At 45.5% G+C, this 11754-nt stretch carries 14 protein-coding genes; all 14 read right to left on the bottom strand.

Going from position 1 to position 11754, the window contains the following annotated elements; translation table 11 throughout:
• Window positions 1-62 precede the first annotated feature (62 nt).
• Window positions 63-2600, bottom strand: coding sequence for a WxL domain-containing protein (locus tag Q6A92_RS09685; RefSeq protein ID WP_332237959.1), 2538 nt, complete (start codon window positions 2598-2600; stop codon window positions 63-65).
• Entirely contained in the window at window positions 2593-3645 is a 1053-nt protein-coding gene (locus tag Q6A92_RS09680; protein WP_332237958.1) for a WxL protein peptidoglycan domain-containing protein, read from the bottom strand. Before Q6A92_RS09680 ends, Q6A92_RS09685 begins: the two co-directional genes overlap by 8 nt.
• Before the next feature lie 132 nt (window positions 3646-3777).
• The gene (locus tag Q6A92_RS09675) at window positions 3778-4359 is read right to left on the bottom strand and encodes a WxL domain-containing protein (protein WP_332237957.1); all 582 of its coding nucleotides are present in this window, start codon (window positions 4357-4359) and stop codon (window positions 3778-3780) included.
• A 45-nt stretch (window positions 4360-4404) separates the two neighbouring features.
• On the bottom strand, window positions 4405-5586 hold the full coding sequence (locus tag Q6A92_RS09670; protein WP_332237955.1) for a hypothetical protein: 1182 nt from the start codon (window positions 5584-5586) through the stop codon (window positions 4405-4407).
• Between the two features lie 23 nt (window positions 5587-5609).
• The gene (locus Q6A92_RS09665; protein ID WP_332237954.1) at window positions 5610-6632 is read right to left on the bottom strand and encodes a hypothetical protein; all 1023 of its coding nucleotides are present in this window, start codon (window positions 6630-6632) and stop codon (window positions 5610-5612) included.
• A 5-nt stretch (window positions 6633-6637) separates the two neighbouring features.
• Window positions 6638-7018 (bottom strand): hypothetical protein, encoded by a 381-nt coding sequence (locus tag Q6A92_RS09660; protein ID WP_332237953.1) that lies wholly within the window; start codon window positions 7016-7018, stop codon window positions 6638-6640.
• A gap of 27 nt (window positions 7019-7045) precedes the next feature.
• Window positions 7046-7267 carry a hypothetical protein gene (locus tag Q6A92_RS09655; RefSeq protein WP_332237952.1) on the bottom strand — a complete coding sequence of 74 codons (222 nt, stop codon included), beginning with the start codon at window positions 7265-7267 and terminating at the stop codon, window positions 7046-7048.
• 48 nt (window positions 7268-7315) lie between these two features.
• Complete coding sequence (locus tag Q6A92_RS09650; protein ID WP_332237951.1) at window positions 7316-7504, bottom strand: hypothetical protein; 189 nt, start codon at window positions 7502-7504, stop codon at window positions 7316-7318.
• Window positions 7505-7686: 182 nt separating this feature from the next.
• Complete coding sequence (locus Q6A92_RS09645) at window positions 7687-8052, bottom strand: hypothetical protein (protein WP_332237950.1); 366 nt, start codon at window positions 8050-8052, stop codon at window positions 7687-7689.
• A 16-nt stretch (window positions 8053-8068) separates the two neighbouring features.
• Window positions 8069-8821, bottom strand: a complete 753-nt coding sequence (locus Q6A92_RS09640) for a hypothetical protein (protein WP_332237949.1) — start codon at window positions 8819-8821, stop codon at window positions 8069-8071.
• 3 nt (window positions 8822-8824) lie between these two features.
• Window positions 8825-9634 carry a hypothetical protein gene (locus Q6A92_RS09635; RefSeq protein ID WP_332237948.1) on the bottom strand — a complete coding sequence of 270 codons (810 nt, stop codon included), beginning with the start codon at window positions 9632-9634 and terminating at the stop codon, window positions 8825-8827.
• 77 nt (window positions 9635-9711) lie between these two features.
• Window positions 9712-11052, bottom strand: coding sequence for an ATPase, T2SS/T4P/T4SS family (locus tag Q6A92_RS09630; RefSeq protein ID WP_332237945.1), 1341 nt, complete (start codon window positions 11050-11052; stop codon window positions 9712-9714).
• A 112-nt stretch (window positions 11053-11164) separates the two neighbouring features.
• Window positions 11165-11305: a hypothetical protein gene (locus Q6A92_RS09625; protein WP_332237944.1), complete on the bottom strand. Its 141-nt coding sequence runs from the start codon at window positions 11303-11305 to the stop codon at window positions 11165-11167.
• A gap of 19 nt (window positions 11306-11324) precedes the next feature.
• Window positions 11325-11711: a hypothetical protein gene (locus Q6A92_RS09620; RefSeq protein ID WP_332237943.1), complete on the bottom strand. Its 387-nt coding sequence runs from the start codon at window positions 11709-11711 to the stop codon at window positions 11325-11327.
• Window positions 11712-11754 lie beyond the last annotated feature (43 nt).

Genomic DNA, 11754 nt, shown 5'->3' with positions numbered 1-11754 from the left:
CAGCCGTTCCTGATTAAAGAACGTTATGTGAACAGATAAAATGAAAGACACCCATTATACGCTTAGGGGGCGCTCACTAAATCTTCTGTGATCGTCGCTTGATAAGTTCCAGCATAAGCGCTGGCTGGAGCTGACACACGCAAAGGGCTGATGATAGAATAAGTTCCCTGACCGTTACCAGAAGAGGCAGAGGCGACGCTAACCGGGCTGCCAGCATCGATGGCTGTATAACTGCTAATGGAACTGGAAACCGTGCTATCGCTCCCGCCGATGCTTGGTTTGCCAACTTGGAGTGATCCTGTCGGCAGTGTGTGCCCATTACCAGTGAGCTGTGTCGCTTGTAGCGTAACGTGCCATCCGTTTCCATTTCCTCGGTTATCCTGGACGCCAAATGCTCCCGTACTGAAATTTATCGACTGATTTTTTCCACTGCCGGTGGATGAGGTTGATAAATTAGTCGTTGGAGTTTGATCGATCCATAGAAGACTTCCAATATTATTGACTGTCACGTTCTGAGTCGAAACATTGCCAACATTATCCTTTGTCTGGAACGCGTACGTTCCATTTTGCGAAACCGTATAAGACGCGGAACTGCTTGTATGCCAGATGCCGTCCGGCGTCTGGATCGCCTGCACGCCCGACTGGCTGTCCGAAGCGCTCGCCGAAAGCGTCACCGGCGTATGGACTTCTGAAGATGGATTCCCCGAAACTGAGAGAGACGGTGCTGTATTGTCAATCTTCACGATCACGGTCTCCTTGTACGTCTGGCCCCGGGCGTCAACAACAGTATAAGAATAGGTACCGGCCTGCGTAAGCGTATCCGTATAGCTCGGATTATTGATCACCGTCCCGTTTGGCAACGTAATCGACTTAATCTGAAAGTCTGACGTATCAACCAGGGAATACTTCAGATTATTAAACGTCACGTCGGCGTCGCCTGTATTCGTGATCGGTAAGTTGGTCCAGGCCTGTAAATTCATGGCATAGCTTGCTGGGATTGACACCGTCTGATTAAACGAATAGGTTCCGTCCGCCTTCAGCGTCGACAGCGGAATTGAGATCATCGGCACGAAGGCTGTCCCCAGGTTATACTCGTTATTCGACTGCGCCATCACATAATAGATAAAGCCGATCGACAGATTGCCGCTGACCTTGGCACTGTTAAACTTAACGGATCCGCTGATATTGACCTGTTTACCGGTGTAGCTGGTATAGTTAGGAAATGTATAGAACACATTATCTCGCGATTTCTGTTCCCCGCTATAATTCGCTCCCACTTGATTATCGCTTGTAATTGTCACCGTGACGGGATTCGTCGTCCAACCAGTATTTGACTGAGATACGATCACGCTTGACGGCGGATTGATATTAGAAACCGGAATCGTCAGATCGCGGACATTGCCGGCCTTGTCATACGTCTTAAAAACATAGTAGCCATTGGAGGATACGGTATATGAAAAAGATGAAGCCGTCGTCGTCGACCCATCCGGCAGCACCGTGTGGTCCACCCCGGACGAATCGTCCGTCGCCGAAAACGTCAGCGCATACGCTCCGTTTTCCCGCTGGCTTAAAACGCTGCTATTCGTCAATGTCAATACCGGCAGCGTTGTATCCGAATTTCCAGTTGTCGACGCAAAGGGCTCCGAAGAATAGTCGACATCGGCGGTTGCATAATTGACATAATTCGAATTGATATAGACGGACGACGCCACCTGGTTATAGGGCAGCTCATCGACAGCCTTCGTCGCCACAATCAAAGCATAGCCATTATCTTTATTAATGACCTGCCATTGGATCGGTACGCCGAGATATTGACCAAAATTGATCGTCTGGCCGAGCGCGAGGCTACTCGCCGCCACTCCGTTCACCGTGGCCGTCGGCTTTAAGTTCAGGGCCGGAACAATGCCTTCCGGCTGATTGGGCCGGTTGTCTTCGGCGGCGTCCGAGCCGTCCCCCATTGTCATCAGCACGTCCCAGTTTGCGAGAGGCGCATAGGCCGTATCGGTCCACCATTTGTCGTCGGACGGCATGCCCCGCACCGCCGTCGCCTGGCTCGTCAGCGGTCGGTCGAGCGCGTAGCCCCGCTTCTGAATATACTGGTACACGTCCCACACATTCAGCAAAAAAGCCTTGTCATTTACAATATGAGACGAATAACTGTTGCCCTTCGACAGCAAATTGGAAATTGCAAAGGTCAGAGATGATGCATTACTGACATTCGGTCCCGAGCACCAGGTATTCGCGCTGCCCGCGCCAAACGCGCTATTGTAGGCCGGGTTATAATTCACCCGATGAGCCGTCACGGCAATGGCGCTTTGGTCGGCACTCGAAAACTCATGCAGAAATCCTTCCGTCGACGCATAACTCGGAGCAGCTCCGGTATACGAAACACTTCCAGCAGCGGCATTACTGTTAAGCCATTCCCGCAGATTCGAGCTGTCCCACCAGGAACTGCCGTCCACTGCTGGGTTGTAACCGTTAACTGACCCGACCGTTAGGTTAAAGATGCTGTTTGCACGCGAAACTTGCGGCAGAGCAGTGATAGAAAACGATAAAAGCAGAATAAGCGCAGCAGTGAGCCGTATCAGCTTTTTAAACATTCGTTTTCCTCTCCTTTTGGACTTGCTGATCTTGAGTCTTATTTTTTTTCCGATTTATGAAAAATAAGAACAGCCAAACCAGTACGGCTCCTATAATAATTCCACCAATTAATAACCCCCAGTTAATCGTATCTGCAGCAACCGGCCGAGTCTGTGTCTCGCTTTGATAGTTCTTAACTGCTTGATCCATCACCGTAAATGGATAGCTCTCTGTAACTGTCTTTCCCGCAACTTGACGGGTAATCTCTAATCGATAATCGCCAGGGCCAAAAGTTTTTGCCCCCCAAGGGATTGAATAACCTATCGAAGAGCAAGGGGCCATTTTAAAACTATCAGTTTGTCCGGAAAACAGCTTTTGATCATTCGTATAAACTGCCCACTTAAAATTGATGTTCGCAATCGTCGCCGAAGCATTCTCTATTGTTGGCAATACAATTGGCCCGCTTGCGGTAATCGTGACAGACGGTTTTTGAAAAGAAATGTTTGCAGCTGGTGAATTCCCAACAACTGCCTCAATGCCAATCACGCGCTCAACTTGATTAGTAATGATCAAAGATTTGCCTTTCGTTTTTTCAGTGCTCGTTGTTTCAGTAGACGGTGAGCAAAAAGAGAGCCCCCCCAGCAAAACGCCCTCAGTCAGTTTATCCGGCAGCCTCAGCGTATAGGATATGTTCATCGATTGGCCAGACGCAAGGGTTACTTTATTCGGTCCTTCAAGCATGGGTACCATCGCCCGACTCTTATCCGTAAGCTGGGAATAAGGTAGTTTTCGCTGCAAGGTGTACTGAATACCCCCATGAGTTGACGTAAGGGCATTATCTCGTGTGACGTTAATAGTTAAAGGATGTTGTGACAAGTTATGAAGAGCGATAACCAACGGATAACTGTGGCCAGGCTTAGCTGCAAAACGAAAATAGCCTAGATTGTCAGCCGTCACAGAAGCCGGTCGAACGTCGAAATCTAGTCCTGCCGCGTGCGTGGGCAACGCAGTGAAAAGTAAACAAAAAATTAAGGGGACGAAGGACAGACAGATCTTTTTGATCAATTTTGCGTATCTCCTTTCGATTTTATTCAATTTGGCCCTTATGCCCTTCTGAATCGCAATTTCAATGAAAAAAGCAATAATAGAGAAATTACAATTCAGAAAGACACAAAGGTTTGTGTCTTTCGAATAAAATCACGGTGCAGTTGCCAGATCATAAACGATATTGGTCGTATAGGTCCCGGCGTATGTGTTTGCTGGAACATTCACGGTCAGATTTTTTAAAGCTGCTGTATAACTGCCCATGCCGTTTCCGGCTGGAGAGCTGAGAAGAGTCACTGCACCGCTATCGACCGCAGCAGAATTGCTTGTGGTAATCGACGGGACGGTTGAAGATGTTGGATCTTGTTTACTGACGGATTGCACGGGATCAATTGTTGCCGAACCGACCGGTAATGTTTTTGATCCTGCCGCCACCTGCGGACTGCTCACCATTAAGTGCCACCCTGCCCCAGTACCGGATGCATCTGTCACAGCCACATTGCCCAAAGAAACAGCAGTCGTCGTATCGTAACCGGTAAGGCCGACTGCTGGCAGCGTGACTCCACTACCGGAACTGACGGTTCGAGTGCCCCCATTAATTTGTACCGTCGCCGTCTGAGTGGCTGTTGGATCCGCGGCATGACTGACGCCTAAGCCAGACATAAAAATTAAGACAGCCGTGATAAGGACGACTGCCAGCTTCAAAAAACGATTTTCTTTAATTACTGTGGACATTTTTACACCTTCTTTAAATTGATTTCATCGACTGATGAATCCTTTTCAACATGAGCATTCTTCTTCTGTTTCTTCTGTTTCAGTCTTTTGCTTCTTTGTCTCAGAAGAATAAACCCCCAGATCCTCTTTCAGGAATACAGTCTGTGCTCGCTCGTCCCAACTTTGCGCTTGACTCACCTGTTCGTTTCGGTTAACCAGATAGCGGTTGAATTTTTGAACATCCATATCAGTAGAACCACCTTGATCCAAGCGGACCATATCTTGGCTGAGTTCAAAAATCGCCTGCTGTCGTAGTTTAAGATAGCTCACGTTGGCCTTATCAGTCGTTTCCACTGACGAAAATACCATCGAGTTTATCGAATGGTAAGTACTACCCACATAGTCGTTAAACAGCAATTTTTTGTATTCCGTCCTGTAATCGGTCAAGAGCTGATCGTGAGCATCAAGGGGTTTCGTTGCTTTTAACTCTGTGCGTTTAGCCGCCAGACGTTCAGCTATTTTCTCCGTATGTTCGGAAATCTGGCGATTCACATGCACAAGTCCATCAATCATCCGATTCTGAAGCGCTTTTTTTAGCCGTTCAGGAGATTCAGCGATCACTTGGAGTTTTTCCTTCACTTGATCCTTAAAGTGGATTAAAGCTTCTTTCAAACCTTTTTTATAGTCATCAAGACGCTCAGGCCAACCCTTTGGAGCCTCCTCTTTTGGCTTTTCCTTCTCCTTCTGATAGCATTCAAGCAGATGCTCTACTCGTTTAAAGTGATCATCCAGCAGTTGTTTCATATCGTGACGTGTGATAAATTGCCGATCATTTTTTTCAATTCTATTGATGAGATACCGATAGATCTGGAGAAAATTATCATTGGTCGTATTCATCAACGCAAGTTTTTCCAAACGTTCACTAGGTTCAACCTTCTGTTCATCTTGTTGTAAGGGTGAAGAGAGTGCTTCATGAGATTCCGCAGACTCAAAGGATTTCAGCGGTTTCAAAGTCCCGATGACTTTCGGAAATCCATTGGATAAATTACCGAGTTGACTTGCTACGTTGATCATTTCTTCATGTCCAATGCCTTCACGCGCTGCAAGTTCCTTCTCTTTTTGCTTTAGATGTTCTTGCTTGGTGGGCATTTCATTAAAAAAATCTTGTATTTGTTTCTCAAACGAAACTGAACCTTCCCTTTCATTAAGGGGCAAGGTGTTAATCAAGCTTTCATAATCGGTTGCCATTTCTTATCCACCTACCTTCTCATTTATTTAATTCTTTTTGAAAAGCCCCAATGTCTAACAAATTGAAAAGTGACTTTCTCCGGAATGTAAAACCAGTCTGGTGCATGGATGCCTGTTTTCCAAAATACGAGAAGTATGACCACATACACCAAAATAATAAAGATAAGCCATTTTAATCCAGTCGAAAGAAGGGAAGAAAAATGGCGTTCATAGCGATTGTTTCTATCTGCTGCTGCTTTGGCCAGTGCTTTTATCTGCCGTCGACTCTTTTTTATTTCCCTTTCGTGAGCCTTTTGCTGACGCGCAAGTTCTTGATCTTTTTCCTGTAGACGTGTTTCAAAATGATTCATCCGGCTGTCTACGGCAGAACCGACAAGGCTCTCAATTTCAGGTACAAATTCATGAACGTCATGTGTTTTCTGATCTCTTGTTGGCGCAGAATCACGTGGAGGCTCAACCGGTGTTGGTCCCTCTTCCAGCTCATTAACGAGAACCTCTAGAGTGGATTCTTCTTTGCTTTCTGCTTTTGCAGTTTTCGCCTCCTCCCTAATCAGATCTGAATCAGGCAAAACATGTTTCACAGGACGTTCGCGACGTTTCTCCATCCAACCTTTGATCTCATGGACACCTTGATGAATCCCTCTAATGGACCCCCTCCATAAACGTCCGATCTTCTTTAAAAGGACCTCTGCTTTTTCTTTACGTAAATATCGATGAACTGTCTGATTTTTTCGTTTATTACTCGATTTGTCTTTACGAATTTCCTCTTCCTTTAACCAACCGAGGATCTGATGGTATTGTTTACGGTTCAATTTTTTCAGTCGATAGTAAAGATCGAATCGTTCCTTTAAGTAAGGGATCACGGTCTTATTAAGACCTGTCGAATATTGCGTCTTAAAGAAAGACTCAGCGGATGCGGTAAGTAGGGAGATGGTGAAAGTTTCCGACTCAATGCTCTGACAGAATTGGTCAAAATCCGTTAAAGTCATCTCTTTCGGGAGAGAGAGTGACGCATCAGTCGATGTTTCAATTCTGACCGTCAACATCAGCCTCAGCCTCCAAACGTCGAAACAAAGAACGACACACCTGCTACGGCTAAAAGAATAAAGGCAATACCGGCAATCGTTGACCAAATGTGATCCTTCGCCCACTCTTTCAACTTACGTGGGCCAAAGAAAGCTAAGCCAATGATGCCAAATGAGACCGCTGCAATTCCTGGAAAAATCGTCTTAATAAAACTCATAACGGAGTTTGAGCCACTGTTAACACTGGATGAAAGACTCGATGCGAAAGTGTCTTTGGGGAAACCAGCAGCAAGAATTGCTGCCAGTGCCAGCGTTGGTAACATCAGACGTACCAACCTCCGATGTTTTTTAAGCATTGCTTTGACCTTTGTCATTTCTGACAGCGTCCTTTCTTGATTTTTTGACATATAAAAAAGCACCCGATTTAGGAAGCTTTATGCCAGTTCTAAAATTGTTTGTGTTCGGTCCATAACTAATTTTTCTAACTTAAAACACCGTAAAGAATTAATACCCGGACAATAAAAATCAATAGCCATGTGTTTTTGCAAACGTTTGGAGTCAAAGCCAAACGTCATGGAGACAAAATCCCTCCTTCGGCATTGAAATTTTCTCCGGGTCTCTATGTCCTGAAGTTCTTTAAAAGACACTTCAAACATTAATACAGACCCCCCATTTGACATTTAAGACCCTTCCAATCTGTTGCATTAATGAAGAAACAAATGGATGAAGCCTACTTTTACCCCATCACCCACTGCACCTGGGATCAGCGAATTCCAGTAGTTAATGATGTTATTCAGAGTGGCCGGAAACTGGACTTTCATGATCTGGAACAGGAGCGCGCCGACGGCTACCAGGAAAGCTGACCATAACAGACGATCAATGTTTTGTTCCATGTTCTCACCTCCTTTCAGGAGAATCACAAACAAAAAAGCGCCCATTTTCTCATGTAAAGAAAATGAGTGCTCTTTGAATAACACAGGCAGAGTTTCGATTGACACTTAGAAATCCTGAAAATACCTAAACTGACTCGTCCAAACAAACTTCCATCAAATAACGGGTATACAAGAACCAATTATTAAGAACCCCGGATTAATGAAACCGAAGATCCATTAGCAACCTCATTCGTCGGCGGCAGGTTAAAAAACGGCAAACCGATTTTTCCAATAATCTTGTAGTCCACTTCTGTGCCATAGGGCAATTGAGCCGTCCCAGAGAGAGACTCTACCGTAAACATCCCGTTATAACGTTCCCTATTCAATGTTTGTAATGTCGCCGTCGCCTGGTCAGTTAAACCTCCTTCTTTTTGGATGGTCTCATTAACAGTTGTCCTAAATTCGTTAATCTTGTTCATCTGTATCGAATAACTATCAACGCCAACTGACCCAAACAGCAGCATGAGACCGATATAAGCCCCTATCAAAAAACCAAGCAGATCTTCCAAATCTTTCACTCCTTCCTTAAAGCTTTAACAAATGGGCCAGCTGCGTAAGCGGCGTCGCACAGATGGCAAGCTCGGGAATCATAATCAACAAGGTCGTGATCGTTGGAAACAGCATCAGCCGGCGTAATTTTCGCCGGCTGATTTCCTTCTGCCCATCAAGAATCATCGCCTGATTTTGACGGCTGAGCTGATACAAAATTTCAGGGTCATTTGAGGACTGCTGATAATCATATAGAGTATGCATAAACGTATAGGCCTCATCTGAGGCACAAGTCTCTTTAACAAAATGTGTAAAAGGAGCCTCAGATTCGGGTTCGTCACGCAATCCAATGAGAAATTGATTAAGCGGTTCTTTCAAAACATCGTCTGGTGCCATCCCCTCAAAGAGCTCCCGGCATGATTTCAACAGTGTTGAAGCATTCATTTCCAAACGTGGCAACACATCCTGCATGAAACGACCAAAAAGATATTCCATGCGGAACTGATACCAAACAAAGTCTGTGCGCGTCATGCGATACAGCACTTGCCAGACGATTAGCGGTACAATCGGGGCGGCGTAGATGAAGATAGGCAGATTCAAGAGATAGCCAAGGAACCCCGATAAAGCACCAAACACTACACTGACTAAGAGGCGTTTCTTTTGGGTACGACGACAGTCTACAAGGCTTGCACCCATCCTCTGCATCATGTTATATAGATCATCCTCGGCCAGCCAGTCCCACAGATTGTGTTTAGATCGGGTAAGGCCTTCCTGCATCGTTTCTTTCATCGGCTACACCTCCGTATTATTGTCATCGGTCGCCCGTTGGTACCAAAGATGAAAAACTATGGCAGCCGCAAGGAAATAGATAGAATCTGCTATCCACCCCAGCGGTTGATGTGCGGTGTGCTGGACATAGTTGGACCATCCAAGGGAGACGGCAGTAAAGAGCACAAATCCAAAGGTTGCCCAAGTCATCTGAATATAATCTAAAGCTCTTTTTTGTTTCTGACTCATGTACCGCTCACGTTCGATTTTGGTCTCATTGTGGCAGTGTGATAAATTCGTAAAAGCACGCTCACTCATTCGCCCCTCGATACTCGCACGCTTGAGCTGCAGCGCGTATTGATAAAACCAATTGTCGTCCCGGTACTTTTCTGCAAAGGCTAAAAAAGCCTCATTTTTCTCCTCATCGGTCGTCCCTCGCAAGTGATTTCTCAAGATTCTAACATCCTCTTTTAGCTCACCATTGAGGTGCGTAAAGGTGAAACTCAACGCATTAAGTACTGTGCGGCTTTCTTTAAACAGCGCTTGCGTCATCAGTTTTATAAATTTGTCTCGTTCATTGAAAGCCTTCGTTTCATAGACACGTCGCGCAGATACACGAAGCATTACACGATAGCCATAAAGAGCACCAACCAAACCAAAGACGATACTGAGCCACCAATAGTGATAGAACAGATAGGACACGCCGCCCAGAATCAGCGTCGGCTTGAGTACGGCCCACAAAATTTCTCGATTTTGTGAGACATGACCGTAGGCCTTCTTCCAAGCAATGACTTCCTCAAGGTTCCAGCCGTTTTTGTTGGCCATTGTGCCCACTGACCTTCCTCTTAAACCTAAACACTTGCACTGCAACATTTCGGGTATTCTCTTGTATGCTCATGTTTTTCCTCCTGTTAAACGGCATAATCCGATTCAATGGCTTCATTTAAAGAAATCGTTGAGTTCGGCATTTGAAATTTCACATGATTTGCCATCATCTTTCGTTTCAAGCGATTGCTGATGGGACCAATGACGGTTTTCCACTGGCCCCACTCTTCCCAACGCGCATAGAGCGTGGTCGGCAGTTGATTGGGCTGATACTCCACAATCTCATTGATATAGCGAATGCGACGTCCATTAAGCTTCGTGATAGCCATTTGAATGCCAATCTGGAAATAGCTTTGTAACTGTCGGCGCAGCATCGTTTCATTGGCCTGTGAAACCTCCAGACACATATCCACCAGGCGGTCAAGTATACCCCGCGCACTGTAAGCGTGTAAGGTTGAAATGACATTGTGATTGGTCAATGCTGCTTTACGTAGTGCCCAAGCCTCCGCACCATCTCGTGCCTCAGCCAGCATCAACCATTTCGGGTTATGCCGTAGACACATATAAATGAGATCCGTTGATGACATGGTGGGACAAGCCACATAGGTTTCAATGCCTTTCTTTTCCGGAAAGTTTTCCTTCAAATGCATCTCATCCGAATCGGCGACCATACATAATTTTTCTTGAATAATAGAAATTAAGAGTTTCTGCAACTCAGTTTTCCCAGCGCCAGTCTCCCCGGAGATCAAGATGTTACAATGGCTGCGAACCAAAGCAAACAGCAAATCTAGAACCCATTCATCGGCAATCACATTAAAATTTTCCCGTGTAAGCACAAGCCCCGGCCGGCTGAAACGAATGTCAAAAGTCGTGGTCTTGCGATCTGGAGACAGTGATTTATGCGCGGCATCCATACGCATGAAGCCGATCTGTGCGCTTAAATTGGGATTCTTCTCGCTGAATTCCTTATCCACAGCGTCAGCAAAACTATGAATGACCTTGATTATCTCATCTACGGAAGCTTGATCTGGCAAAAATGGACCCTCGTTCGTGTCACCATACAACCAACTGCCGTCATAACAAAGATCTGTGACGCCTGGATGCTCCTTTTCAACTCGCTCCAAGAAAGCAAAACCCACCATTTCTTGCAAGGCATAGGCAATTTTTTCTTCCGTATCAAAGATTTTCTGATAATTTTCATCCGCTGCAATGACTGCTCCCAGCGCTTTCCTCGATTCAGGATTGGTATAAGCCTCCCAAACCAATTCTGCCTGATCTTCTTTTAACTGTTTGAATACGCCTTTGATGACTTTTGGGTCCGTCCACTGATCCGCTCTCTCCGTGTACTCTGACTCGGTGCCTGAATCAAAATTGGGTTGAGGCGTCTCTTGCTTCCTTGAGAAGCTTTGGCTATCGACTAATACCATCGCGTTCTTCCTCGCTCTCCTTCATTTTTTTGAAATAAAAAAAGGGCCACTCGATTGTCCTTTCACAATCGGATGGCCCCGGATTCTTGCTTTATTCATTTGAAACATCCTGTCAATCCTCCTTTACCCAACCTGCGGAGGACGTTGAAGGAGGATGCGAGACGAGCGACAAAAACAATCGAATGATCACTAAATCTTGAGGTGGCGAAAAATTGTCAGCCGTTAATATTTTTTTCTCTGCATTTGGTTTCATCTGTTCTTTCCCCCCCCATTTAATCATTGCCTGCTACATCCGTGCGGTAAGTCCGATGATAAGGGATATTGCGATCGTCAGTGACTGTGATGCTCACTGCCTTGATGTCCCCACTGTCGTTTAAAAAACTAAACGCGAATGATTCCTTTTTCAACTTGACATTGACGTTTTTCTTAAAAAGCGCTTCAAATTTGTTTTCAAATTCTGTCGTATCCATGTAGCAAACAGTCGGATCGATTCGACTGCTCTTGTCCAAGCTCTCAACTTCAGCGGTCTGAGCGGATTCGGTCATCGTATTGATAATCGCGTAATGGCGATAGCCTTCAGTATAAAAATGAACGGTCAGTATGAGAAAAAATAAAACGATACTGATCATTAAGCCTATCCAAATGACTTTCCGCGGCATCTCGGATCTCCTTTCATTCATTTTTACAAAAAAATAGACCCTC

Source organism: Sporolactobacillus sp. KGMB 08714 (assembly GCF_036598985.1).
Classification (GTDB): Bacteria; Bacillota; Bacilli; order Bacillales; family Sporolactobacillaceae; genus Sporolactobacillus.
This window is presented reverse-complemented; position numbering and strand designations above follow the sequence as displayed.

Coding starts and splice junctions, on each gene's coding strand:
- Q6A92_RS09685 (WP_332237959.1), bottom strand. CDS start 2,600: ATGTTTAAAAAGCTGATACGGCTCACTGCTGCGCTTATTCTGCTTTTA.
- Q6A92_RS09675 (WP_332237957.1), bottom strand. CDS start 4,359: ATGTCCACAGTAATTAAAGAAAATCGTTTTTTGAAGCTGGCAGTCGTC.
- Q6A92_RS09670 (WP_332237955.1), bottom strand. CDS start 5,586: ATGGCAACCGATTATGAAAGCTTGATTAACACCTTGCCCCTTAATGAA.
- Q6A92_RS09665 (WP_332237954.1), bottom strand. CDS start 6,632: ATGTTGACGGTCAGAATTGAAACATCGACTGATGCGTCACTCTCTCTC.
- Q6A92_RS09660 (WP_332237953.1), bottom strand. CDS start 7,018: ATGTCAAAAAATCAAGAAAGGACGCTGTCAGAAATGACAAAGGTCAAA.
- Q6A92_RS09655 (WP_332237952.1), bottom strand. CDS start 7,267: ATGTTTGAAGTGTCTTTTAAAGAACTTCAGGACATAGAGACCCGGAGA.
- Q6A92_RS09650 (WP_332237951.1), bottom strand. CDS start 7,504: ATGGAACAAAACATTGATCGTCTGTTATGGTCAGCTTTCCTGGTAGCC.
- Q6A92_RS09640 (WP_332237949.1), bottom strand. CDS start 8,821: ATGAAAGAAACGATGCAGGAAGGCCTTACCCGATCTAAACACAATCTG.
- Q6A92_RS09630 (WP_332237945.1), bottom strand. CDS start 11,052: ATGGTATTAGTCGATAGCCAAAGCTTCTCAAGGAAGCAAGAGACGCCT.
- Q6A92_RS09625 (WP_332237944.1), bottom strand. CDS start 11,305: ATGAAACCAAATGCAGAGAAAAAAATATTAACGGCTGACAATTTTTCG.
- Q6A92_RS09620 (WP_332237943.1), bottom strand. CDS start 11,711: ATGCCGCGGAAAGTCATTTGGATAGGCTTAATGATCAGTATCGTTTTA.